Here is a 23,967-nt window from a genome sequence, read left to right as displayed (position 1 = left end):
GATCCAGGTCAGGGCCGCCCGTGCGTGCGGGAGCGGTTCACGTTGCCCGCCGCGCGGCGGGCCTTCACCTGCCTTTCCCGCGCGGGTTCCTAGTCTGTCGGGACTTTTCCTTCACGACGGACGCGCCTTCGTCGGCGCCAGCCCACCGGAGCCAGCCATGTCCAAAGCCAAGCCCTTCGTCAGCGACATCGAAGCCATCCGCAAGCGTGCGCGCCAGGACATCGACAAGGGTGCGATGACTGCCGGCTACAAGGCCGACCGCGCCACCGTGGTGAAGCTGCTCAACCACGCGCTGGCCACCGAGATTGTCTGCGTGCTGCGCTACAAGTACCACTACTACATGGCTTCGGGCATCCACTCGCAGGCGATCAAGGCGGAGTTCCTGCAGCACGCGAACGAGGAGCAGGGCCACGCCGACCTGATCGCCGAGCGCATCACCCAGCTCGACGGCAAGCCCAATCTCTCGCCCGACGGCCTGGCCACGCGCAGCCATGCCGATTACGTGGAAGGCGAGGACATCGTGGACATGATCAAGGAGGACCTGGTCGCCGAGCGCATCGCGATCGACAGCTACCGCGAGATGATCGACTACGTGGGCACGGCCGACCCCACCACGCGCCGCATGCTGGAAGGCATCCTGGCGATGGAGGAGGAGCACGCCGAGGACATGAACACCTTGCTGGAGCAACTGGGCAAGAAGGGCGAGCCGGCCCGGCCGGCGCCCGCGCACGGCAAGAAGAAATGAGAAGTGAGAAGGGGCGGGCAAGGTGCATGCCTTCTCTCGCTTCTCGCTCCTCTCGACTCGCTTCGCTTCCATCATTTCGCGGCCGCCCATGGAGGCTGCAAAGGTCGCAGTGAATCGAGCGACCCTGCCGTCTCACCAGCCGGTCAGCACCAGCTTGCCTATGCTGGCGCCCGATTCCAGCCGGCGATGCGCCTCGCGCAGGTTCGCCGCATTGATCGGACTCAGCGCCTCGCGCTGGATGCTCTTCAGCTCGTCCGCATCAATCAGTTGCGCCACGCGCACGAGGATGCGGCCCTGCTCGGCCATGTCCGGTGTTTTCCAGCGCGCCCGCGCGAACATGAATTCCCAGTGGATGCCGATGCACTTGGCCTTGTACGGATCGCCGATCTTCAGCGCGCCGCTCGGCTCCACGATCAGGCCCACGTGGCCTTGCGGCGCCAGCAGCTCGCCCAGCGTGTCCCAGTAGCGGTCGGTGTCGGCGAGGTTGAGCGCGGCGTCGACCTGGGGAAAGCCCAGTGCGGCGAGCTGCGGCGCCAGCGGTTCGCGATGGTTCACCACGTGCTGCGCGCCCATCGCGCGACACCAGTCCAGGGTCTCGGGACGTGAGGCGGTGGCGATCACCGTGAAGCCCGCGCGCCGTGCCAGCTGGATCGCGATCGAGCCCACGCCGCCCGCGCCGGCGATCACCAGCAGCGACTTGCCCTTGCCGCCGTGCTCGCTGTCGAACGGCATGCGCTGGAACAACAGCTCCCACGCTGTGACCGCCACCAGCGGCAACGCGGCGGCGTCGGCGAAATCCATCGAGCGCGGCATCGCCGCCGCCAGCCGTGCATCCACCAGCTGGAATTCGGCATTGCTGCCCGGGCGGGTGACGTCGCCGGCGTAGTACACGCGATCGCCGGGGCGGAAGCCCTGCGCCTCGGCGCCCACGGCCTCGACCGTGCCGGCGGCGTCGTAGCCCAGCACCTTCGGCTGCGCTTCCACCTGCGGCTTCGGCGCGCGCAGCTTGGTGTCGACCGGGTTCACCGAGACGGCTTCCACACGCACCAGCAGGTCGTGCGCGCCGGGTATCGGCTGCGGCAATTCCACGTCGACCAGCGAGTAGGGATCGTCGATAGGCAAGTAGCGGGTGAGGGCGACGGCTTTCATGGCGGCGAATCCGGGCAGGCTTGTCGGGCCATTATCGGTCGTGTCGGAGCCATCGCCTGCCCGACCTTTGTCGATGACTGGTGATGCGTGCATGAAAAACGGCGCGTCGCCTCGCGGCGACGCGCCGTCGGTTCGGTGAACTCAGGCCTTGGAAGCCTTGTAGCGCGCGACGCCGGCGATGATCTCGGCCTTGGCCTCCTCGGCGCCGACCCAGCCATCCACCTTCACCCACTTGCCCTTCTCCAGGTCCTTGTAGTGCTCGAAGAAGTGGCCGATGCGTTCCAGCCAGTGCGGCGAGACGCCCTTCATGTCGTTGATGTGGGCGTAGCCGGGGAACACCTTGGGCGAGGGGATCACCACCAGCTTCTCGTCGCTGCCGGCCTCGTCGGTCATCTTCAGCATGCCGACCGGGTGGCAGCGGATCACCGAGCCGACGGCCAGCGGCAGCGGCAGGATCACCACCACGTCCAGCGGATCGCCATCGCCGCCCAGCGTGCCCGGCACGTAACCGTAGTTGCAGGGGTAGCGCATCGGCGTGGACAGGATGCGGTCGACGAAGATCGCGCCCGAGTCCTTGTCCACCTCGTACTTGACCGGCTCGGCATCCTTGGGGATTTCGATGATGACGTTGATTTCGTCCGGCACGTTGCGGCCGGCGGGAACCAGGTGCAGACCCATGGGGATGTCCTTGCGCGATTTCGGAGGAAGAAAGCCCGCAAGGATACGCCACTGGCTGCTGCGATGCAGCAGCGGAGGCTGAACGCTGGGGCGGAATGGCTGGCTGCCCTGTGCCGTGCGGCAGGCGCTCAACCCGTGTACGACAAGGCCTTGCAGGAGCGGCTTCAGCCGCGACCGACGGTAACGAATCGCGGCTGAAGCCGCTCCTGCGCAGAGGGAGCCATCATATGGCCATGCTCAATACGGCCGCTCGCGCAGCCACTTGGTGGCGATCCACTTCTCGCCGCGCTGCACCGGCAGGCCGGCGTGCAGCGAGCTGGCGTCGCCGCCCTCGTAGGCGAAATAGACGGCCGAACCGCGCAGTGCGCTGACGGTGAGGCCGACCTCGGGGAACGCGGTGCCGCCGCCGGCCTCGGGCGTGTTGAGGTACATCACCACGCTGGCGATGCGCTGGCCGCCGCGCGCGGTGATCGTGGCGTAGCCGGGCTGGTCGGGATCGAACCAGTCATAATGCGGCTGGTATTCCTGGCCGGGCAGGTAGTGCAGGATCTGCAGGCCCTCGCCGTGGCTCACCGGGATGTCGAGCAGCTCGGCGATGCGCTGTTCCAGCCGCGCCACCAGCGGCAGCTCGCCCAGCTTGAAGAACATGCCCACGCTGGTGCGCCGGTGGTCGACCTGCTGCTTGCCGGCCGCGTCCACGGTGAGCGCGCGCGCCATGCGCGGCTGGGCCAGCGCGATCAGCTCGTCGCATTCCTCGCCCGAGAGCAGGCCGTCGAGCACGCGCAGCGCCGGCCGGTTCATGCTCAGCGCGACCCGTATCTCGCGATCGCCCACCGTGGCCAGCGGCCCCTCGGGGTGCTTCGTTCGGCGTCCCGCCGGCACGGCGGCATCCGCGTCCAGGGCAGCGAGCTGCAGTTGCAGCACTTCCGCCACGATGGCGCGGCTCTGCCGCGGTTCGTAGCCATGTGCCCGCATCAGTTCGAGCACGTCCTGCGGGCCGTGGCCGGCACGCGTGGTGGCGAGGATCCATTCACGCAGTTCGGGGCTGATCGCAGTGCGGTTGTTCATGGTGCGAGGCGGGTCGTGGGTTCGCCTAAGCTTACTTCACGAGGCCCGGCGCAACCGAATCGGCGCGGCGTCGATTTTGCGCTATTGAATGGCCATGGCTGTCGCCAGCAGAAGCTCGAAAGCTCAGGGCAAAAGCATCATGCGCCTGGGCTTGATCAGAAGTTTCTTACGGAGTGGTTAGGCTGCTGGAGAGCCGGAGATGAAGAAGGACAGCCAAAGGAACAGAACCAAATAAATTGCGAAGAACACCAGCATGGCATCGGATAGCTTGGATAAGTAGGGGTCGTTGAGTGTTCGATGCTCGCGTGTGAACAAGAACTTCATGGTTGCCCAGCCGGTAGCAATGTTGTTGCGCAGAAATGGCGACGGCCTGCCCATTGCCTCGTACTTTTGTGGATGTGCTGTCTCAAGGCGAATGCAGAGCAGCTTGATGAGCACGAACCACACAACGACCATGCCAAACAGCACTGCGAAGAGAACATTAAAAGGTGCCTGCGGATTCACGGAGTATCGATTTCCAGCCTAACGTCAAGTAGACCCCGGAACGAGGCATATGCCGCGATGCTCTGCCACCACCCCCTTGCCGTCAAGCGCACCAACTCAGTGCTGCAATAGGCGCTTGCCACAGCATTCCAAGCATCGATTTGCGAGCATACCGGTTTGCATATCGCGCGAACGGTGCGTCGTGCGTTGTCGGAAGTTAGGAGTTGCACGCTGACGCTCTAGTTGCCGCACGAGGCGCCATGGTGGAATGGTGTGGTGCCCGCGGCACGGCAAGGGCAAGGTCCGAGGCATGCCATCGCCGATGGAATGGATCGGCAGGCCGACTGAATGGCTCAGCCCGCCGCGGCCGGGACTGCGGCCAGACACTCGCCAAACAGCCGCATCGCCTCGCGCAATTCGGTGGTCGACAGGTTGCAGTAGCCGAGCAGCAGGCCGGGCCGGGCCGGTGGCGCGAGGTAATGCGGCGCGATCGGGTGCAGGCCGAGCCCGCGGTCGTGTGCGTATGCAATCAGCGCCTCGGCGCGCGCGTGGTCGTAACCGTTCAGCCACGCCACCACGTGCATGCCGGCCGGCGAGTGCACGATCTGCACGCGTTCGCCGGCGTGGCGGCGCAGGCCTTCGATCAGCGCTTCGCGGCGGGTCTTCAGTTCCTTGCGCGCATGGCGCAGGTGTCGCTCGAAGCCGCCGCTTTCCATGAAGTGCGCGAGCGCCGCCTGCTCGATGCCGGGGGACGACATGTCGATGAGGTATTTGGCGGTGTTGAAGTCGTTGCACAGCGCCGTCGGCAGCACCATGTAGCCGAGGCGCAACGCGCCGAACAAGGTCTTGGAGAAGGTGCCCACGTAGATCACGCGGTCGCTCTCGTCGAGCGAGCGCAGCGCGGCCAGCGGGTGGCCGTCGTAGCGCAGTTCGCCGTCGTAGTCGTCCTCGACGATCCAGCAGCGCTTGCTGGCGGCGTAGCGCAGCAGTTCGAGCCGGCGCGGCAGCGACATCACCGCGCCGGTGGGGAACTGGTGCGATGGCGTCACGCTGATCAGTTTCGGCGGCATGTCCGGCAAGTCGCTGCAGACCAGGCCGTCGTCGTCGGTGCGCACCGGGAGAAAGTCCGCGCCGTGCGCATCGAGGACGTGATGGGCACCGAAGTAGTGCGGCTCCTCCAGTACCACGGTGTCGCCTTCGTCAAGCAGTGCGCGCGCACACAACGCATAGGCTTGCTGGGTACCGGTGACGATCAGCAGGTTCTCCGGGCGCGCCTGCACGCCGCGTCGGCGCGCCAGGTAGTCGCAGATCTGCTGGCGCAGGGCCGGCAAGCCCCACGAGCTGGTCACCTTGAGCGACGAGTAGGCGGCGGCGCGCGCCAGTTCGCGTCCCCACGCGGCGTTCAGCGCGGGATTGGTCACCGGATCGCCGTACAGCAGGTCGTAGCGCAGGCCGTGATGCATGCCCGCGATGCCGCGGTTCCGCAACCGTCGGGCACGTTCCGCGTAGCGCGAAGCGGGGGGGATGGCCTCGCTGTCGGCGGGCTGCAAGGCCGGCGCGATCTGCAGGCGGGTCACGTAGCTGCCCGAACCGACGCGGCCGTTGATGAAGCCTTCCGCGCGCAGCTGCTCGTAGGCGGCCAGCACGGTGGTGCGCGACACCGCGAGCTCCTGCGCGAGTTCACGCGTGGGCGGCAGGCGCGCGCCGGCGGCCATGCGGCCATCGAGGATGGCGCCCTTCAGCGCGCGGGTCAGTTGTGCGTACTGCGGCCCGTCGCCGTCCAGGTCGAGGAACATGCAAGCGCACTCTCGGATGGGGAGTCGGAGGGTGGAGGTTCGACTGCGGCAAGAGTTTGCGCACAACAGCCGAAGTACGGCAACACTTGCGTAACCGATGGCTTCGCACGTTCCTGCGATCGCGGCCTGCGCGTTGGCCAGGTCGTGCTCGAAGTCGACTGCCGTCGAATGCACGCCCACCGCGAGGCCGCTGTCCTTGCAGTTCTCGCGCGGCCGTTGACACGCGGCAACGCGCGCAGGCAGTCGATGCGGGAACACGCCCGGAAATCGACCGCACCCGCTTGCCGCGCAGGCTGATGGCAGCGAGTCGAACCCGTGGTCGATGCCGGTAACCCGAACGCCTGCGCAAGCACAGGCGCCGGCGCCGCGAGGACTCCGCTGGACGCGACGCCCGGCAGCCATCCCGCGAACAGCGGTGGGCTTTTCGCGGCATCGATCCCGCATCGAAAGCGACGCCGGCGTCCGTGGCGGACGCCGGCGTCTGGTCAGCATCGCGCCCGGCCGATCACCGGCCGGGCTGGTGCCGCGACGGCTCAGTAGTCGTAGGTCACCGAAAGCCGCACGGTGCGCGGCGGGTTCCAGAAGATGCCCTGGCCGTAGCTGTTGTTGATCGAGATGATGTTGGTGGCGCTGTTGTAGGCGGCTTCACCGACGGGCTGGGTCTGGATGGCCCGCTGCTGGTTCAGAGCATTGAAGACATCCAGGTTGATGCCCAACTTGTGGTCGGCGAACGCCGGCATGTAGTGCACGCCGAGGTTGAGCAGCTCCGTCCACGGCGTATGACCGACGGAGCCCGGCGGGATGCGCACCCCGTGGCACCAGTGGTAGTTGCCCGCGCCGCCGAGGTTGTAATTGGTGGGGTCGCCGGTGCCCGAAGGTCCGTAGTAGCCCAGGCATTCCTTCGGGAAGCCGGACTGCACCAGCAGGACGGCGGAGACCAGCCATTCCGGCGTGATCTGGTAGGCGCCGCGGAAGCGGAACTGGTGCTTGCGGATGTTGCTCAGTTCACCGTTCTGGCCGTCCATCAGCTGCCAGCTGTCCCAGTCCTCGGTCTTGGAGACGTCGGCCTGGCCGAAGTCGCTGCGCACCTGGCCTTCGGTGTTGCCGAAGCCGCGGCTGAAGGTGTAGTCGGCGCGCCCGTACCATTTGCCGTCGAACGGATGCTCGAGGTACAGGTCCAGCGAACCGATCTTGCGGATCACGCCCTGCTGGTAACCCCAGTCCTTCATGGTCATCGGCACGATGAGCTTGCTGCTGCCGTCGTTGGAAACGACCAGCATGTTGTTGGTCAGGCCCGGGTTGATCAGGCGGCAGTACGAGGCGCCGTAGAGCGAGTCGGAGTACTTGCTCGGGTCCAGCCCCATGCTCGTCATCTTGGCGCCGATCTGCCCCGGCGAGCACTCGTCGTCGATCGCGGTCTTCAGGTCGCGCCACATCGCCTTGGCGCCATAGACCCAGTGTTCGCCCAGCTTCTTGTCGAAGCCGACGATGAACTCGTCCACGTACTCCGGCTTCAGGTTGCGCGCGGTGACCTGCTGCGGATCCTTGGGCAGGCCAAGCTCGCCGTCGGGCGAAGTCGGTTTGCCGATCTGGGTCAAGCCGGTCGGTATGCCGGTGGCCGGATCGATGCCGGTGTAGTTGTAGGTGGTGACGAGATAGGTCGAGCGGTTTGCCGCGCGTTCGGCCGCGTTGTCCGGCAGCGCGAGGTAGTAGCGGCCCGCGTTGCCGTAGAGCTTGAACGAGGAGTCGCCGAACACGTCCCAGCTCACGCCGAGGCGCGGTTCCCACTGGTTCTTCTCGTCGACGAAGGCCTTGCCGAGGTCGTTGTAGTTGGTGAAGTGGTCGTTGCGCACGCCCACGTTCAGCAGCACGTTCGGCGTGACCTGCCAGGCGTCCTGCAGGTAGTACGCCTTCTGCGTCATCGTCATGCTGGTGGCCCAGCCGAGCTCGCGCTTCTTCACGATATCGCCCGGGTAGTAGCGCCAGAAGTAGTTCAGCGACGGGTTGAACGGGTTCTGCTGTTCCGGGCCCTGGTTGCGGGCCTTGTAGCTCATGTTGTCGATGCCGACGGACAGGTCGTGGTCGCCCAGCTTGTAGTCGAAGTCGACGCGCAGGCCATGGGTGCCGTTGGCGGCCTGGGCCGAGGTCCAGCTGGTGTTGGTCTGGCTGTTGACGATGCCGTTCGAGCCGGTGCCCGGCGGCAGCAGGGCCGGGTCCTGGCGGTCCGCGCGGGAAATGAACGGCAGCGGGCTGTGGTTGCCGTAGATCGTGGGATCCTGGAATCGCGCCTTGCCGTACAGGATGCTCAGCGTGGCGTTGTCGGTGATGTAGCTGGTGAAGTGGCCGAGGTAGAACTGGGCGTTGTCCTTGGTGACGTCGTTGTTCGTGACGAAGGGCCCCGACTTCAGCGTGTCGGTGTCGAACGCGTAGGACGTGCCGGCGCCGATGCTGGAATTGTTCTTGAGCGCCGTCAGCTCGAGGACGTTGTTGTCGGTGATGTTCCAGTCCAGCTTGCCGTAGAACTTGTTGTCCTTGTCCCGGTTGTACTGCACGAGCTGGTTGGCGGCGAACTCCACGTTGGTGGAATGCGTCCTGGTGGTTTCGGCCGCCAGGAACAGGAACAGCTTGTCCTTGATCAGCGGGCCGCCCACGTAGGCCGAGTAGATCGTCTGCCATTGCTTGTTGTCGGCGCGGTACTGGTTCAGCGTGCCCGGCTGTTTCGGGTTTTCCAGCTGGTAGGTGACCGGACCGATCGGCGCGGGAATCACCGGGTGGCTGTTGTAGTAGTTGTTTACCGGGTTGCTCTCAAGAAAGCGCGGCTGCCAGGCCACCTGGCCACCGAAGTGCCACTCGTTGGTGCCACGCTTGCCGAGCTGGTTGATCACACCGCCGTCGGAACGGCCGTACTTGGCGCTGTAACCGCCGGTGAGCGTCTCCTGCTGGTCGATCGCGCCGTAAGGCAACTGGAAACCGCCTAGGTTCTTGTAGGGCTCGCCGGTGTTGTAGCCATTGACGTAGTAGGCGTTCTCGGTGACCGACGAACCGCCGAACGCGACCAGCGTCTTGTTGCCAGGGCCCATGAAGAAGCTGCTGCCCGCGACCGTGCCCGGCGCCAGCAGGGCGATCGATTCGGCGCTGCGCGCCACCGGCAGCTTGCGCAGGTCGGCGGCGGTGATGATGGTGCTGGAGTTGACGCTGGACACGTCGATCGATGGCAACGCGTTGGCGACCACGCGCACGGCGCTCAGGTTCTGGGCGTTGGCCGCGTTGGCGGCCGCGGTGAACGGCACCTCGATGCCGGTGGCGACGCTGACCGCCACGTTGTCGTGCGTGGCGATCGTCTGGCCGCCGTTGCGCAGGGTCACGGTGTACGTGCCCACCGGCAAGGACTTGATGGCGTAGCGGCCGTCCGCACCGACTGCCACCTCGCGCGTGACGCCCGAGGCGCTCTTCGCCATCACGGTTTCGCCGGCCGCCGCGGGTGCGCTCCCGAAGATGCTGCCGGTCGTGGCCTGGGCGTGAAGCGGGTTGGTCGCGCCGAGGCCATACAAGGTGGCGGCCATGGCCAGGCTCAAGGTCGTCAAGACCGGCTTTCGGCTGTGGCGACGATTTGCAACGTGCGTGCTGCTGTTCATGCAACTCCCCTCTCAGTGAGATGTGAAACCGGATTCGCCCGGCGAACCCCGGCCGCATGGAATGCGGATGCTTGTGGCGATCTACTTCGTTTTCTGGATGGCCATGCCGATGTTTTCCGGAATCGGTCGGTGCCGGCGTCGCGGAATCGGTCGCGCCCCTGCGCCACGCCCGATCACGCGATGAGGGTGCGGCGACTGCCGCGCAGGAGGTTGCCGAGCGTGGCGTGGAAAGCGATCAGGCGTTCGGCATGCCCTGGCTCGCCGGCGCGTCCCAGCAGTTCGTAGAGTTCGACCAGCACGTCGGCACGCTGCGACGGATCCAGCGAACCGCCGGCCAGGCCGATGTACGACTGCAGCAACCGCAATGCGGAAGCGAGCAGGCGTGCATCGACCGCTGGCGTGCGAGCTCGCGGTGTGCCCTCGGTGGCGCCAGTTGGCGTCGGCGAGTCGGCAAATGTCGTCGTGGCGGCGGCAGCGCGGGGCTCCACGCGCATGGTCCCTTCGCCGGAAACCAGCCAGAGCAGCGAGATGCCGAGTGCCTGCGCGAGAATCACGCAACGCTCGCGCGACATGTCGCTGTGGCCATCGCGCCAGTTGCGTACCGTGCCTTCGGAAACGCCACAGCTCCGCGCGATGGCGCTGGCGCTGCCCGCGGTCCGGATCAGCCACTGGATGCGCGCGGACAAGCCGAGCGCGGTGTCCGCAGGCGCTTGCGACGAAGCCATGCGCACGTCATCCGTGACTCCGTCGCGCACCGTTCCAGATCCGCGCGGCGGGTGTTCGAGAAACGCAATGCGCGCGTGGAACGGATCACCCTGGAAGTCCGCTGGGTTGCCGTTTCCTGCAATGCAGCGAGACGGATCCGCATGGGGCATGGCGGCGAGCGTTGACATGGGTCTTTGCTCTGCGAGTGGGGAAAAGGTGGAGAAGGGATTCGCCTGGGGCTGGGGAGGCTCCCAGGCGAACCAGACGTCGGCGCAGACGAATCGCTGATGTCGCCGTCAACTATTCGTTACGAAAGCGTCCGGCGAGCAGCGTAGGTATGCGAGGCGACGCGATACACAACCAATTCGCGCGAAATCGTCAAAGCCATTCGGAGAATGCTGCGAGCCACGGGCGAATATCGCGGTGGGAACAAGCAACACGTTGCCGGTGACATGGAGAAGCCTTCTCTCGGGCCAGCCTGGCGCGTGAGGCGGGACCGATGCGGGACGCGGCCACATGGTGGTGGGGGTGTCATGCGCGTGGTTCGGCCATCGCGGTCGTGCTTGACGACGACACGCGACGGCCATGCGACGACCAAGCCCATGCCTGGCATGGATGCGCTCCATTCCGGCGATGTATTTGTTCGCCCGCTTTCCCTCCGCGGCTTTTTTCCCGATCAGGCGGCGACTGGTTCGTGCCGTGCGTAGCCGGATGACTGGTTTTGCAAGGCAGCCTTGAATGCCGGCCGCGATTCGCAGCGTTTGACGTAAGCGTCGACCACCGGATATCCGGCGACCAGATCGGTGTGCCGGATGAACCGCAGCACCGTTGTCATCAAGATGTCGGCGGCCGTGAACGAGCAGAGCAGGTACATGCGGCCGTCGAGCCAGCCGGAAAGCGCGGCCAGTCGCGCCTTGACCTCCTCGACCGCCCCCGCGCGCCGCAGCTTCGTCCACTCCTCGTCGCCGTGCAGCTTGTCCAGCACGAAAAGATTCCACAGCGGCGGTTCGACCGAATTGAGTGCGGCGAACATCCAGGTGAGCGTTTCGAAGCGCAGATCGGCGGGCATGAGCGCTTCGCATTGCTCGGCGAGCATGTAGATGATGGCGCCTGTCTCGAATTGGGTCTGGTCGCCCGATTCGAGGACAGGCACCATCCCGAACGGATGCCGGCTGCGGTGTGCCGCGGCGTTGCGTTCGTCGATGCCGACCCAGCGGCTTTCGTAGGCGAGCCCGGCCTCCTCCAGTGCCCAGCGTACCCGCAGGTCCCGCACCAGTCCCTGGGCGAAAGGCGGCACCCAGCTGAAACCCCATACGGCAATCTTTTTCATCTCGTTCCTCCTCGTTCGAACGGCCATTGACGCCGGTCGTATCCGGCGTGTATTCCGCCGTGCATTCGGCGGGTCTCACCGAGAGAACGAACCGGCCAGGCGAAAGGAATCGGTGCGGGGATGATTTGCCGGCCTCACGCCAGGCGGGACTCATGGGCGGCCGAAATTCGCCGCCGGGTCCGATTCTTTTGCGCGGCCCAAAACGTCTTGATGAAAGGGAGCGCGTCGACGACGGGGATGACGCCGTCCGGCGCATAATCGCGACCGCCCCGAAACCACTGCGACCCACTGTCGAGGATCAACCGTTTCCATGAGCGACGCCCCTGCTTCCATCCACGCACGACGCCAGCTGCTCGACCGGATGCTGGCCGAAATACGACCGCGGCTGCATCGCTACGCGGCGCGCATGACCGGTTCGGCGGTGGATGGCGACGACGTGGTGCAGGAGACCGTGGTGAAGGTGCTCGATTCGCCGCCGGACATCGACAACTTCTCGGTGCTGGAGCGCTGGCTGATCCGGGTGACCCACAACACCGCCATCGACTTCTTGCGGCGGCGCACGCGCGAGGACGCGCGTCACGCGGATGAGGAGCTGGACATGATCGTCGACCATTCCGCCCGCATCGACGCCTTCGACGCCGCGCTCGTGGGTTTCCGGATCTTCGCGCGGCTGCCGCCACTGCAGCGCAGCACCGTGATCTTCAAGGACGTGCTGGGCTACTCCCTGGACGAAGTCTCGAACTTCACCGACAGCACGGTGCCGGCGGTCAAGTCGGCATTGCAGCGGGGTCGTGCCCACCTGAAGGAGCTCGCCAACGCGCCGGACGACGCGCCGGTGCCCATGCTCGATGCACGCGAACGTCGCCTGCTGGCCACTTACGCTTCCCACTTCAACGCGCGGAATTTCGACGCGGTGCGGGACATGCTGGCGGACGAGGTCAAGCTCAACCTGGTGAACCGCATCCAGGCGGACGGCAAGGCGCGGGTCTCCAACTACTTCGAGAACTACAACCGCTTGAACGGCTGGCAACTCGGGTTGGGTTTCGTGGACCGCAACCCTGTGCTGCTCGTGTTCGATCCCGACGACCCGGACGGCGCACCCCTGTATTTCGTGGTGCTCGAGTGGAGCGGCAACGAGGTCGCCGCGATTCGCGACTTCCATTACGCACGCTACGCGCTGGAGGGCGCGCAGGTCGTCGTCGTGGAGCGGCTGCAGGCGGCGGTCTAGTTCTGCCGTGTGAATGGGCGCGCGGAGCTCGCTGATGCGCGCTCTCGCCGCGAGGACGTTTCAAATCGGCGGGTTTGGAAATTCGCGGGCACCGGGCCGGCACAAGGCCGGCCCACGCGCACGGCAAAGCTCAGCGTCTTACTGCAGCTTGCTCCACAGGAAGTCGTACACCATCGCGTGCATGTGCGCGGACTGCTTGTTGTCCGCGCCGGCACCGTGGCCGCCTTCCAGGTTCTCGTAGAACCACACGTTCGGGATGTCCATGCCCTCCATCCTCGCGGCCATCTTGCGCGCCTGCGCCGGGCCCACGCGGTCGTCGCTGGTGGTGGTGTAGAACAGCACCGGCGGATAGTGCGAGCCCTTGTGCAGGTTCTGGTAGGGCGAGAAGGTCTTGATGAAGGCCCACTGCTTCGGGTCGTCGGGGTTGCCGTATTCGGCGATCCACGAGGCGCCGGCGTCGAGGTGGATGTAGCGCTTCATGTCGAGCAGCGGCACCTCGCAGGCGATCGCGCCGAACAGCTGCGGGTACTGGGTGAGCATGTTGCCCATCAGCAGGCCGCCGTTGCTGCCGCCCTCGGCGCCGAGGTGCTGCGCGGAGGTGACGCCGCGCTTCACCAGGTCCTCGGCCACCGCGGCGAAGTCCTGGTAGGCCTTGGGCCGGTTCGCCTGCAGCGCGGCCTGGTGCCAGGCGGGGCCGTATTCGCCGCCGCCGCGGATGTTCGCGATCACGTAGACGCCGCCGCGATCCAGCCAGGCACGACCGATCGAGCCGGAGTAGTGCGGCTGCAGCGAAACCTCGAAGCCGCCGTAGCCGTAGAGCAGGGTGCGGTTCTTGCCGTCGAGCTTGAGGTTCTTCGGCGCGATCTCGAAGTAGGGCACGCGGGTGCCGTCCTTCGAGGTGACGAAGTGCTGGCTCACGACGAACTTCGCGGCGTCGAAGAAGGCCGGCTCGTGCTTGATCGTCCGGGCCGCGCCTTCGCCCAGCACGCCGCGTTCCAGCGAGGACGGGGTGAGGAAGCCGGTGACGCTGAGCCAGTATTCGTCGCTGCGGTCGGGGTCGGTGTCGACCACGCTGACCGTGCTCATCGCCGGCGCACCGGGCATCGCGGCGCGCTGCCAGTCACCGGCGGTTGCGGAATTTCCGGGGGGCGTCAGCACTTCCAGCTTGCTCTTGACGTCGTCCAGCACGTCGAGGATCAGGTGGTGCTGCGTCCATGTGTACGTGGAGAGTGCGGTGTGTGCATCGGGCTTGAACAGCACGGTGAACGCACGCTTGCCGGCCATGAAGTCGTCGAATTTCATGGCGATCAGCGCACCGTTGGGGTAGGTGACGCCGTCCACCGTCCACGGCGAGCGCAGCGTCACCAGCAGCCATTCGCGGTGCGCGTCGGCGTTGGCGTCGTCGGGGATGTCGAGCTTCACCAGCTTGCCGTCCTTGCGCAGGAAGGTCTCGCTGTGGAAGAAGTCGGTGGCGACCTGCACGAAGTCGCGCTCGTAGCCCGGCGTGCGGTCGTGGAAGGCGCTCACCGCGAGGTCGCTGGTCTTGCCCTCGTGCACCGTGGTGGCGGCGGCAAGCGGCATGCCGCGCGTCCATTCCTTGGCGATGCGCGGATAGCTGGACGCCGTCATCGAACCGGGACCGAAGTCGGTGCCCACGTAGAGGTGGTCCTGATCGATCCAGCCGACCTGGGTCTTGGCGATCGGCAGCTCGAAGCCGCCTTGCACGAAGGACTTCGTGGGGATGTTGAACTCGCGTACCGCCACCGCGTCGCCGCCGTCGGGCGACAGCGAGAGCAGGCAGCGCGTGTAGGCGGGCTTCAGGCATTGCGCGCCCTTCCACACCCAGCGCTTGCCCTCGGCCTTGTTCAGCGCGTCCACGTCCAGCACGGTCTCCCACTTCGGGTCGGCCTTGCGATATTCGGCCAGCGTGGTGCGGCGCCAGAGGCCGCGCGGGTGCGCCTGGTCCTGCCAGAAGTTGTAGAGCCAGTCGCCCATGCGGCGCACGTAGGGGATGCGCGCATCGGAGTCGAGCACTTCGAGGATCTGCGTGCGGGTGTGCTCGAACGCGGGCGTGCTGGCGAAGTCCTTCTCGGTGATCGCGTTCTGCTGCTTCACCCAGTCCATCGCGCGCACACCGTGGGTGGCTTCCAGCCACAGGTAGGGATCGTCGCTGGCGGTGGCTTGGTCGGTGGCGGCATGGGCGATGTTCATGCCGCCCAGTGTGATGCCCAGCACAAGCGCCAGCCAGAGGGAGGTCTTGGAAGTCATGGGGGCTCCTTGGTGTGCGGCGAAGGCACGAGTGTGACCGCGCGGTGAGGTGCGTGCCTGTGAGCAAAGTCAGGGGTGGAGCCGTTGACTCCGTTCGCCCTGAGCGTAGGCGCGTAGCGCCGGAGTCGAAGGGCAGTGTGGCAGGTGCGTCGACTTCCTCGCTCCCCAAAACGGGCGCCATCCATGGCGCCTCCCCGCGTGCACTTGCTGGCGCAAGCGACGCTCACCACGAACGGGGCGAAAAAGGAAAGCCCCGCATGCGCGGGGCTTTCCTGGTGGCACGTATGCCTCAGTGCAGCAGCGGAATGATCAGCAGCGCCACGATGTTGATGATCTTGATCAGCGGGTTCACCGCGGGACCGGCAGTGTCCTTGTACGGGTCGCCCACGGTGTCGCCGGTGACCGCGGCCTTGTGCGCCTCCGAACCCTTGCCGCCGTGGTGGCCGTCCTCGATGTACTTCTTCGCGTTGTCCCAGGCGCCGCCGCCGGTGGTCATCGAGATCGCCACGAACAGGCCGGTGACGATGGTGCCGATCAGCACGCCGCCCAGCGCCTTCGGCCCCAGCAGCAGGCCGACCACGATCGGCACGATCACCGGCAGCAGCGAGGGCACGATCATCTCGCGGATCGCCGACTTGGTGAGCATGTCCACCGCCTTGTCGTACTGCGGCTTGCCGGTGCCCTGCATGATGCCGGCGATGTCGCGGAACTGGCGGCGCACTTCCTCCACCACCGCGCCCGCGGCGCGGCCCACCGCCTCCATCGCCATCGCGCCGAACAGATACGGGATCAGGCCGCCGATCAGCAGGCCGATGATCACCATGTGGTCGGACAGGTCGAAGGTGAGCACTTGCGCCACGGTGCCGCTGTTGGCGGCCTTCTGTTGGGCGGCCACGTCGAGGTTGTGCGTGTAGTCGGCGAACAGCACCAGTGCGGCCAACGCGGCCGAACCGATCGCGTAGCCCTTGGTCACCGCCTTGGTGGTGTTGCCCACCGCGTCCAGCGGGTCGGTGACGCCGCGCACTTCCGGCGGCAGATCGGCCATCTCGGCGATGCCGCCCGCGTTGTCGGTGATCGGACCGTAGGCGTCCAGCGCCACGATCATGCCGGCCATCGACAGCATCGCGGTCGCCGCGATCGCGATGCCGTACAGGCCGCCCAGTGCGAACGCACCCCAGATCGCCACGCAGATCGCCACCACCGGCCACGCGGTGGCCTTCATCGAGATGCCCAGGCCCGCGATGATGTTGGTGCCGTGGCCGGTGGTCGAGGCCTGCGCGATGTGTTGCACCGGCTTGTAGTCGGTGCCGGTGTAGTACTCGGTGATCCACACGATCGCGCCGGTCAGCGCCAGGCCGATCAGCGAACAGAGCCACAGGTTCAGTGCGCCGCCGTCGAAGCTCGCCATCAGCTGCATGGTGATCGGATAGAACGCGGCCGCGGCCAGCACCGCCGAGACGATCACGCCCTTGTACAGCGCGCCCATGATCGAGCCGCCCGCGCCCACCCGCACGAACAGCGTGCCGATGATCGAGGCGATGATCGACACCGCGCCCAGCAGCAGCGGGTACAGCACCGCGTCGGCACCGGCGTTGCTCAGGGTGAGGCCGCCCAGCAGCATGGTGGCGATCACGGTCACCGCGTAGGTCTCGAACAGGTCGGCCGCCATGCCGGCGCAATCGCCCACGTTGTCGCCTACGTTGTCGGCGATCACCGCGGGGTTGCGCGGGTCGTCCTCGGGGATGCCGGCCTCGACCTTGCCCACCAGGTCGGCGCCCACGTCCGCGCCCTTGGTGAAGATGCCGCCACCCAGGCGCGCGAAGATCGAGATCAACGAGCTGCCGAAGGCCAGGCCCACCAGCGCGTGCAGCGCGTGCTCGCTGGTGATGCCGCTGCGGTTGAGGATCAGCCAGTAGCCGGCCACGCCCAGCAGCGCCAGGCCCACCACCAGCATGCCGGTGATCGCACCGCCGCGGAACGCCACGTTCATCGCGGCGGACAGGCCTTGCCGTGCCGCCTCGGCGGTGCGCACGTTCGCGCGCACCGACACGTTCATGCCGATGTAGCCGGCCGCGCCGGACAGCACCGCGCCGATCAAAAAGCCCACCGCGGTGGGCCAGGAAAGGAAGAAGCCGATCAGCAGGAACAGCACCACGCCGACCAGGGCGATCGTGCCGTACTGGCGGTTGAGATACGCGCGGGCACCCTCCTGGATCGCCGCGGCGATCTCCTGCATGCGTGCATTGCCCGGCGACTGTGCCAGTACCCAACGCGCGGAGATCGCGCCATACAACACTGCCACCACTGCACACGCGAGCACGATCCACCAGCCATACTGCTGCAGCATCGGAGCCTCCCCATGAGATGTAATGGCCGTCCGGAGCGGGCGGTCACGGGGAGTATAGGCAGAGCCCGGCGCGTATCCTGTTGTGCGGCGCAACGTCCTGCGGAAACACGAAGGCCGCGCAGTGCTGCGCGGCCTTCGTCGTCACGGCGCGGGTTCAGCGCATGGCGATATCGAGGATGATGCCGGTGGCGAGCGCGACCAGCAGGTAGTCGTTGTTGCTGCCGCGCACCCAGCCGTAGCCGTGCGGCGGCGGACGCAGGCGGTAGTGGCCGTAGTCGTGCACCACGTAGATCGGGCCGCCGTAGCGATGGCCGCGCTCCCAATGGCGGTAGTGGTCGCGGTGATGGACGACCACGTAGCGGCGATCGTCGCGGTGTCCATGGCCGCGCCGCTCCTGCCAGCCGTGGCGGTCGTGACGGTCGTGACCGCGATCATGGCCGCGGCCGTGGTCGCGATCGGCCAGCGCCAGGCCGCTGGCGGCGAGCAGGGGCAGGGCGAGCATCAGGCTGTACAAGGTCTTCATCGCGGTTCCTCCGGTCGCGCCGACTGACGGCGTGAATGGATCGTATGAAATTGCGTCTGAACGAAAGATATGTCGACGACATGCCACTTCAGGTGCCAGTCAGCGGTCGCCCCGGCGTGGGCCGCGTGTCAGCAGTGATGATCGGGTCGGCATGGCGGCCGCGCATGGCGTAGTAGGCTGCGCGGATGCATCCCACCGACTTCGCGCCGCGTCGCGCCGCCTTTCGCCAGCTGCATGCCCGCGGCTGCTTCATGCTTCCCAACCCCTGGGATCCCGGTTCTGCCCGGGCCTTGCAGGGGCTCGGCTTCAAGGCGTTGGCGACCACCAGCTCGGGCTTCGCGTGGTCGCAGGCGCATGCCGACAATGCGATGGGCGTGGAGGCGGTGCTCGCGCACTGCCGCGCGATCGTGGCGGCCACCGAACTGCCGGTGAACGCCGATTTCGAGGACGGCCACGCCCGCGACCTCAAGGAGCTGGCGGACAACGTGCGCCGCTGCGTCGACACCGGCGTGGCGGGCCTGTCGATCGAGGATTCCACCGGCGATGCCGCGCGGCCGCTGTACGAACTCGACGAGGCCGTGGCGCGCATGCGCGCTGCACGGGCGGCGATCGACGCTTCGGGCCAGGACGTGATGCTGATCGGCCGCGCCGAGTGTTTCCTGGTCGGCCATCCCGATCCGCTGGATGAATCACTGCATCGTCTGCAGGCCTACACCGAAGCGGGCGCGGATTGCCTGTACGCGCCGGGACTGCGCAGCGCCGAGCAGATCGAGGCGGTGGTGCGCGCCGTGGCGCCGAAGCCGGTCAACGTGCTGGTGGGCTACGCCGCGCCGTTCACGCTGGCCGAGCTCGCGAAGCTCGGCGTGCGCCGGATCAGCGTGGGCGGCGCGCTGGCGGGCGCGGCCTGGGGCGGCTTCCTGCGCGCGGCACGTGGTCTGGCCGAAGGGCGCTTCGACGGTTTTGCCGACAACGCCACGCACGCGCAGGTCGACGGCTTGTTCTGAGCGCCGCGTCCGGCGTCTGCCGTGCCGGCATCGCCGCGCGACGTCAGGGTTTGCCCGGTGACCACGCCGCCAGCTTCTTCGCCACCGGCAGATTCTTCAGTTGCACGTAGGCCGGCAGGCCATCCTTGCCGTTGGGCGGCGGCGCTTCGCCGGCGATCAGCGGCGCGAGGTAGCGCCGCGCGGCGGCGGTGATGCCGAAGCCGTCCTTGCGGATGAAACCCTTCGGCAGCTTCTTCTCGCGGTTTGCGATCTTCGTCAGCGGCGCCGGCTCGATCTTCCAGCGGTAGGGCGCGTCGGACGTGCGCACGATCACCGGCATCACCGCGTTCATGCCGGCCAGCGCGCAGTCCACCGCAGCCTTGCCCACGGCGTAGGCCTGCTCGGCGTCCACTTTCGAGGCGAGGTGGCGGGCCGAGCGCTGCAGGTAATCGGGCAGCGCCCAATGCACCTTGTAGCCGAGCTGGCCCTTCACTAGCGTGGCCAGCGTGGGCGCCACGCCGCCGAGCTGCACGTGGCCGAAGGCGTCGCGCGTGCCGGCGTCGGCGAGGAACTGGCCCGCGGCATTGCGGATGCCCTCGGAAGCCACCACGGTGCACCAGCCCACGCGCTCCACGGTGGCCTTCACCTTGGTGAGGAACGTGGCCTCGTCGAACACGTTCTCGGGGAACAGGATCAGGTGCGGCGGCGCATCCGCGCCTTCGCCGGCGAGGCCTGCGGCGGCGGCGATCCAGCCCGCGTGGCGGCCCATCACTTCGAGGATGAACACCTTGGTCGAGGTGGAGGCCATCGAGGCCACGTCGAGGCTGGCTTCCAGCGTGGAGACGGCGGTGTACTTCGCCACCGAGCCGAAGCCGGGGCAGCAGTCGGTGATGGCGAGGTCGTTGTCCACCGTCTTCGGCACGCCGATGCAGCGGATGTCGTAGCCCAGCGCCTTGCCGATCTGCGAGAGCTTGAGCGCGGTGTCGGCCGAATCGTTGCCGCCGTTGTAGAGGAACCAGCGGATGTCGTGGGCGCGGAACACCTCGATCAACCGCTCGTATTCCGCGCGATTCGCCTCCAGCGACTTCAGCTTGTAGCGGCAGCTGCCGAACGCGCCGCCGGGGGTATGGCGCAGGGCCGCGATCGCGGCCTTCGATTCCTTGCCGGTATCGATCAGCTCCTCGCGCAACGCGCCGAGGATGCCGTTGCGTGCGGCGTAGGCCGGCAAGCCCTTGGCGCGGGCGGCCTCGATCACGCCGGCGGCGGTGGCGTTGATCACGGCAGTGACACCGCCGGACTGAGCGTAGAGCAGGCGGCCGGGCGGGGCGTGGCGGGTCGGCATGGGCATCTCCCTGGACGAGGGCCCAGTATCGCGCCGATGCGACGAATGTCGGTACTGCCGCGGCGGTTTTCGTTTGACGCCAATGGCCTCCAAACGCTACCGTGAAACCCATTTCCCAGGGAATCGGCGGCCGTCCGCCGCCATTGTGGAGCGATATGCGACTCGTGCTACTCGGTGCGCCCGGTTCGGGCAAGGGCACCCAGGCCACCCGGCTGAAGAACGACCTGGGCGTGCCGCACATCTCCACCGGCGACATGCTGCGTGCGGCCGTGGCCGCGGGTACGCCCACCGGCCTCAAGGCCAAGGCGGTGATGGACGCCGGCAAGCTGGTCTCCGACGACATACTGCTCGCGATGCTGGAAGAGCGCCTGGCCCAGGCCGACGCGAAAGCCGGCTTCATCCTCGACGGCTACCCGCGCAACCTCGCCCAGGCCGACGCGCTCGACCACCTGCTGGCCCGCATCGGCCAGCCGCTGGACGCGGTGGTGAAGCTGGACGTGCCGAACGAGGTGATCATCGGCCGCTGCGAGATCCGCTACGCCGCCGAGCACCGCAAGGACGACGACCCGGCCGTGGTGCGCGACCGCCTCAAGGTCTACGCCGAGCAGACCGCGCCGGTGGCGGACTTCTACGCCAAGCGCGGCAAGCTGCAGGTGGTCGATGGCGTGGGTGAGCTGGACGAGGTCACCGCGCGGGTGAAGCGTGCGCTCAAGGCCGAATCGGCGGCCGCGAACGGCTGATCGCTTTCCCTCTCCCGCTTGCGGGAGAGGGTTGGGGTGAGGGCGCTCTTGATTCGATTCGCCTTGCGTGAGTTTTCCCGCAAGTCCCGTACCCTCCCCCCCCCAACCCCTCTCCCGGTGGGAGAGGGGAGTTGGCTCGAAGGAACCCCGGCACCATGCGTCTGCACATCCTCGGCATCTGCGGCACCTTCATGGGCGGCGTGGCCGCGCTGGCGCGCGAACTGGGGCATGAGGTCGAAGGATCCGACGCCAACGTCTACCCGCCGATGAGCACCCAGCTCGAAGCGCTGGGCATCCGGCTGATGGACGGCTATGCGGCCGAACACCTGCAGCCCGCACCGGATCTTGTGGTGGTGGGCAACGCGATGACGCGTGGCAACCCCGCGGTGGAATACATGCTCGACGCGCAGCTGCGCTACGTCTCCGGCCCGCAGTGGCTGGGCGAGACGGTGCTGGCCGGGCGCGAGGTGCTGGCGGTGGCCGGCACCCACGGCAAGACCACCACGACCAGCCTGCTGGCGCACCTGCTCGACAGCGCGGGTATGGCGCCGGGTTTTCTGATCGGCGGCGTGCCGGACAATTTCGGCGTGTCGGCCCGGCTGGGAGGAAAAAACCGGGGTCAGAGTGGCCTTTCGCTTGCGAAAGGCCACTCTGACCCCGGTTTTTCACCATTTGTGATTGAAGCGGACGAATACGACACCGCGTTCTTCGACAAGCGCTCGAAGTTCGTGCATTACCGCCCGCGCATCGCGATCCTCAACAACCTCGAATATGACCACGCGGACATCTTCCCCGACGTGGCGGCGATCCAGCGCCAGTTCCACCACCTGGTGCGCACCGTGCCGGGCAACGGCCGGCTGATCGTCAACGCGCACGACGAACGCCTTGCCGAGGTGCTGGCGATGGGCTGCTGGACACCGGTGGAGAGCTTCGGCATCGGCCGCGGCGACTGGCAGGCCGAGCTGATCGAAGCCGACGGCAGCGCATTCCGCGTGCTGCGCAAGGGCGAACTTCTGGGCGAAGTGCATTGGTCGTTGCTCGGCAACCACAGCGTGATGAATGCGCTGGCCGCGCTCGCTGCGGCGACAGCCGCCGGTGCCGATCCGCATGCCTTGCTGCCGGCCTTCGCCAGCTTCGAGAGCGTGAAGCGGCGCATGGAGCTGGTGGGCGAGGTAGGTGGCGTGCGCGTCTACGACGACTTCGCCCATCACCCCACCGCGATCGCCACCACGCTGGCCGGGCTGCGCGCGAAGGTGGGCAAGGCGCGCATCCTGGTGGCGCTGGAGCCGCGCTCGAACTCGATGCGCCTCGGCGCGCATGCCGAAGCGCTGGCGCCCTCGCTGGCCGATGCCGACGCGGTGGTGTTCCTGCATCGGCCCGAGTTGCCGTGGGATGCGCACCGCGTCACCGACGCGTTGCAGGGGCGCGGCAGCACGGCGCCCGGCGTCGATGCACTGCTCGCGGCGCTGCGCGCGCAGGCTCGGCATGGCGACCACGTGGTGTTCATGTCCAACGGCGGCTTCGAGGGCGCGCCGCGACGCTTCGTCGAGTTGCTTGCCTGACGCCACCCTCCCCGAACGGGGAGGGCCACACTATCAGGCGGCAGCCGTGGCGCGGCGAGGCTGTTCGGCCGCCATGCGCGTCAGCACCCGTTCCATGCGCACGAACACCTCGCGCAGCTGCACCGGCTGCGGCAGCAGGGTGAGGCGCAGGTGGCGGCTGGACGGCACGTTGAAGCTGGTGCCGGGCACCACCAGCACCTGTTCCTCTTCGAGCAGGCGCAGCGCGAAGGCCTCGTCGTCGAATACGGGCATGCGATCGGCGCGCACCTGAGGGAAGGCGTACAGCGCGCCGGCGGGCGCCACCACGTCGAGGAACGCGCTGGCGGCCACGCCGTCGAGCACGGCTTGGCGCGCCTCGTGCAGCCGTCCGCCCGGTGCGGTGAGCGCGGTGATGGTGGGGGCGTCCGCGAGCGCCGGGATCACCGCCCATTGCGCGGTGACGTTCGCGCACAGGCGCAACGCGGCGAGCAACTGCAGCGCGTCGCGGTAATCGGCGCTGCGCGCGGGGGCGCCGGAAAGCGAGAGCCAGCCCACCCGGTAGCCGCAGGCGCGGTGCACCTTGCTGAGGCCGCCGAGGCTCACGCAGGGCAGCTGGCCGGCGACTTCCGCCAGTGGCTGGAACGGCGCGTCGTCGTAGAGGATCTCGTCGTAGATCTCGTCGGCCAGCAGCAGCAGGCCGTGGTGCGCGGCCACCGCCACGATGCGCTCCAGCAGCGCGCGCGGGTAGACCGCGCCGGTGGGGTTGTTCGGGTTGATCAGCACCAGCGCGCGGGTGCGCGGCGTCACCAGCGCCTCGATCTCGTCGGGATCGGGCAGGTGGCCGTGCTCGGCGAGGCAGCGGTAGTAGCGCGGCTTGCCACCGTTCAAGATGGTGGCGGCGCTCCACAGCGGGTAGTCGGGGCTGGGCAGCAGCACCTCGTCGCCCGGCTGCAGCAGGGCGCGCAGCGACAGGTCGATCAGTTCGCTGACGCCATTGCCGATGAAGATGCGCTCCACCTCCACGCCACGGGCGCCGCGGGCGCGCTGCTGCGCGGCGATCGCCTCGCGGGCCGCTTCCAGGCCCTGCTCGTGGCCGTAGGCCTCGCTTTCGGGCAGGTGGGCGGCGATCGCCTCGCGCAGGTGCGCCGGCGTCTGGAAGCCGTAGCGGCCGGGGTTGCCGATGTTGAGCTTGATGATGTCGCGGCCGGCGGCCTCCAGCTCGCGGGCGCGCCGGGTGAGTGCGCCGCGGATCTCGTAACGCACGTCCGCCAGATGCGTGCTGGGTCTGATCGAAGCCAACGCCGGAATCCTCGGGTTCTGGGCCGGCACGTGGCCGGATTGCCGCCGATGCTAGCAGCATGCTGCGCTGCAGCGCGAGTCGCCGGAAAGGCAGTAGGCGGGCATTT

The 23,967-nt window shown here is 67.4% G+C and carries 18 protein-coding genes; 5 read left to right on the top strand and 13 right to left on the bottom strand.

Annotated features, from left to right (window positions below; translation table 11 throughout):
• The first annotated feature begins 157 nt into the window (after positions 1-157).
• A complete protein-coding gene (locus tag AB7878_RS06955) occupies positions 158-745 on the top strand; it encodes a ferritin-like domain-containing protein (protein ID WP_369493666.1) in 588 nt (195 codons plus the stop codon).
• Positions 746-877: 132 nt separating this feature from the next.
• Here the strand turns inward: AB7878_RS06955 and AB7878_RS06950 are convergent, their stop codons facing one another.
• The 8 genes from AB7878_RS06950 to AB7878_RS06915 all read right to left on the bottom strand — a co-directional run bounded on the left by AB7878_RS06950 (position 878) and on the right by AB7878_RS06915 (position 11,589).
• Positions 878-1,894 carry a zinc-binding alcohol dehydrogenase family protein gene (locus tag AB7878_RS06950; protein WP_369493665.1) on the bottom strand — a complete coding sequence of 339 codons (1,017 nt, stop codon included), beginning with the start codon at positions 1,892-1,894 and terminating at the stop codon, positions 878-880.
• 141 nt (positions 1,895-2,035) lie between these two features.
• Positions 2,036-2,572: an inorganic diphosphatase gene (ppa, locus tag AB7878_RS06945; protein ID WP_369493664.1), complete on the bottom strand. Its 537-nt coding sequence runs from the start codon at positions 2,570-2,572 to the stop codon at positions 2,036-2,038.
• A gap of 237 nt (positions 2,573-2,809) precedes the next feature.
• Positions 2,810-3,640 (bottom strand): 2OG-Fe(II) oxygenase, encoded by an 831-nt coding sequence (locus tag AB7878_RS06940; protein WP_369493663.1) that lies wholly within the window; start codon positions 3,638-3,640, stop codon positions 2,810-2,812.
• A gap of 177 nt (positions 3,641-3,817) precedes the next feature.
• Positions 3,818-4,144 carry a hypothetical protein gene (locus AB7878_RS06935; RefSeq protein ID WP_369493662.1) on the bottom strand — a complete coding sequence of 109 codons (327 nt, stop codon included), beginning with the start codon at positions 4,142-4,144 and terminating at the stop codon, positions 3,818-3,820.
• A gap of 332 nt (positions 4,145-4,476) precedes the next feature.
• Complete coding sequence (gene pdxR, locus AB7878_RS06930; protein WP_369493661.1) at positions 4,477-5,919, bottom strand: MocR-like pyridoxine biosynthesis transcription factor PdxR; 1,443 nt, start codon at positions 5,917-5,919, stop codon at positions 4,477-4,479.
• 533 nt (positions 5,920-6,452) lie between these two features.
• A complete protein-coding gene (locus AB7878_RS06925) occupies positions 6,453-9,503 on the bottom strand; it encodes a TonB-dependent receptor (protein WP_369493660.1) in 3,051 nt (1,016 codons plus the stop codon).
• A gap of 224 nt (positions 9,504-9,727) precedes the next feature.
• On the bottom strand, positions 9,728-10,447 hold the full coding sequence (locus AB7878_RS06920) for a helix-turn-helix domain-containing protein (protein ID WP_369493659.1): 720 nt from the start codon (positions 10,445-10,447) through the stop codon (positions 9,728-9,730).
• A 488-nt stretch (positions 10,448-10,935) separates the two neighbouring features.
• The gene (locus AB7878_RS06915) at positions 10,936-11,589 is read right to left on the bottom strand and encodes a glutathione S-transferase family protein (protein ID WP_369493658.1); all 654 of its coding nucleotides are present in this window, start codon (positions 11,587-11,589) and stop codon (positions 10,936-10,938) included.
• A 310-nt stretch (positions 11,590-11,899) separates the two neighbouring features.
• Here AB7878_RS06915 and AB7878_RS06910 point away from each other — a divergent pair, with 310 nt between their 5' ends.
• Positions 11,900-12,817 (top strand): sigma-70 family RNA polymerase sigma factor, encoded by a 918-nt coding sequence (locus tag AB7878_RS06910; RefSeq protein ID WP_369493657.1) that lies wholly within the window; start codon positions 11,900-11,902, stop codon positions 12,815-12,817.
• Positions 12,818-12,955: 138 nt separating this feature from the next.
• Here the strand turns inward: AB7878_RS06910 and AB7878_RS06905 are convergent, their stop codons facing one another.
• The 3 genes from AB7878_RS06905 to AB7878_RS06895 all read right to left on the bottom strand — a co-directional run bounded on the left by AB7878_RS06905 (position 12,956) and on the right by AB7878_RS06895 (position 17,955).
• A complete protein-coding gene (locus AB7878_RS06905; protein WP_439653773.1) occupies positions 12,956-15,085 on the bottom strand; it encodes a prolyl oligopeptidase family serine peptidase in 2,130 nt (709 codons plus the stop codon).
• A gap of 289 nt (positions 15,086-15,374) precedes the next feature.
• Positions 15,375-17,432 (bottom strand): sodium-translocating pyrophosphatase, encoded by a 2,058-nt coding sequence (locus AB7878_RS06900; RefSeq protein ID WP_369493656.1) that lies wholly within the window; start codon positions 17,430-17,432, stop codon positions 15,375-15,377.
• A gap of 154 nt (positions 17,433-17,586) precedes the next feature.
• Complete coding sequence (locus tag AB7878_RS06895; RefSeq protein ID WP_369493655.1) at positions 17,587-17,955, bottom strand: RcnB family protein; 369 nt, start codon at positions 17,953-17,955, stop codon at positions 17,587-17,589.
• A gap of 185 nt (positions 17,956-18,140) precedes the next feature.
• On the opposite strand from AB7878_RS06895, the gene AB7878_RS06890 reads away from it, so the two are divergent.
• The gene (locus AB7878_RS06890) at positions 18,141-18,959 is read left to right on the top strand and encodes an isocitrate lyase/PEP mutase family protein (RefSeq protein ID WP_369493654.1); all 819 of its coding nucleotides are present in this window, start codon (positions 18,141-18,143) and stop codon (positions 18,957-18,959) included.
• A 43-nt stretch (positions 18,960-19,002) separates the two neighbouring features.
• On the opposite strand, the gene AB7878_RS06885 is transcribed toward AB7878_RS06890, so the two are convergent.
• Positions 19,003-20,280: a 6-phosphofructokinase gene (locus AB7878_RS06885; protein WP_369493653.1), complete on the bottom strand. Its 1,278-nt coding sequence runs from the start codon at positions 20,278-20,280 to the stop codon at positions 19,003-19,005.
• A 155-nt stretch (positions 20,281-20,435) separates the two neighbouring features.
• On the opposite strand from AB7878_RS06885, the gene AB7878_RS06880 reads away from it, so the two are divergent.
• Both AB7878_RS06880 and mpl read left to right on the top strand, forming a co-directional pair.
• Positions 20,436-21,020, top strand: coding sequence for an adenylate kinase (locus AB7878_RS06880; RefSeq protein ID WP_369493652.1), 585 nt, complete (start codon positions 20,436-20,438; stop codon positions 21,018-21,020).
• Between the two features lie 155 nt (positions 21,021-21,175).
• Positions 21,176-22,582 (top strand): UDP-N-acetylmuramate:L-alanyl-gamma-D-glutamyl-meso-diaminopimelate ligase, encoded by a 1,407-nt coding sequence (gene mpl, locus AB7878_RS06875; RefSeq protein WP_369493651.1) that lies wholly within the window; start codon positions 21,176-21,178, stop codon positions 22,580-22,582.
• 33 nt (positions 22,583-22,615) lie between these two features.
• Here mpl and AB7878_RS06870 read toward each other — a convergent pair whose 3' ends face one another.
• Complete coding sequence (locus AB7878_RS06870) at positions 22,616-23,860, bottom strand: aminotransferase class I/II-fold pyridoxal phosphate-dependent enzyme (RefSeq protein ID WP_369493650.1); 1,245 nt, start codon at positions 23,858-23,860, stop codon at positions 22,616-22,618.
• Positions 23,861-23,967: the final 107 nt, after the last annotated feature.

The organism is Rhodanobacter humi (assembly GCF_041107455.1).
Classification (GTDB): Bacteria; Pseudomonadota; Gammaproteobacteria; order Xanthomonadales; family Rhodanobacteraceae; genus Rhodanobacter_A.
The sequence above is the reverse complement of the archived record's forward strand: the minus strand, read 5'-3'. Positions and strand labels throughout refer to the sequence as shown.

Bases quoted from the DNA above. Each gene is read 5' to 3' on its own strand.
- AB7878_RS06955 (WP_369493666.1), top strand. From the start codon at position 158: ATGTCCAAAGCCAAGCCCTTCGTCAGCGACATCGAAGCCATCCGCAAG.
- AB7878_RS06950 (WP_369493665.1), bottom strand. From the start codon at position 1,894: ATGAAAGCCGTCGCCCTCACCCGCTACTTGCCTATCGACGATCCCTAC.
- ppa (WP_369493664.1), bottom strand. From the start codon at position 2,572: ATGGGTCTGCACCTGGTTCCCGCCGGCCGCAACGTGCCGGACGAAATC.
- AB7878_RS06940 (WP_369493663.1), bottom strand. From the start codon at position 3,640: ATGAACAACCGCACTGCGATCAGCCCCGAACTGCGTGAATGGATCCTC.
- pdxR (WP_369493661.1), bottom strand. From the start codon at position 5,919: ATGTTCCTCGACCTGGACGGCGACGGGCCGCAGTACGCACAACTGACC.
- AB7878_RS06920 (WP_369493659.1), bottom strand. From the start codon at position 10,447: ATGTCAACGCTCGCCGCCATGCCCCATGCGGATCCGTCTCGCTGCATT.
- AB7878_RS06915 (WP_369493658.1), bottom strand. From the start codon at position 11,589: ATGAAAAAGATTGCCGTATGGGGTTTCAGCTGGGTGCCGCCTTTCGCC.
- AB7878_RS06910 (WP_369493657.1), top strand. From the start codon at position 11,900: ATGAGCGACGCCCCTGCTTCCATCCACGCACGACGCCAGCTGCTCGAC.
- AB7878_RS06905 (WP_439653773.1), bottom strand. From the start codon at position 15,085: ATGACTTCCAAGACCTCCCTCTGGCTGGCGCTTGTGCTGGGCATCACA.
- AB7878_RS06900 (WP_369493656.1), bottom strand. From the start codon at position 17,432: ATGCTGCAGCAGTATGGCTGGTGGATCGTGCTCGCGTGTGCAGTGGTG.
- AB7878_RS06895 (WP_369493655.1), bottom strand. From the start codon at position 17,955: ATGAAGACCTTGTACAGCCTGATGCTCGCCCTGCCCCTGCTCGCCGCC.
- AB7878_RS06890 (WP_369493654.1), top strand. From the start codon at position 18,141: ATGCATCCCACCGACTTCGCGCCGCGTCGCGCCGCCTTTCGCCAGCTG.
- AB7878_RS06885 (WP_369493653.1), bottom strand. From the start codon at position 20,280: ATGCCGACCCGCCACGCCCCGCCCGGCCGCCTGCTCTACGCTCAGTCC.
- AB7878_RS06880 (WP_369493652.1), top strand. From the start codon at position 20,436: ATGCGACTCGTGCTACTCGGTGCGCCCGGTTCGGGCAAGGGCACCCAG.
- mpl (WP_369493651.1), top strand. From the start codon at position 21,176: ATGCGTCTGCACATCCTCGGCATCTGCGGCACCTTCATGGGCGGCGTG.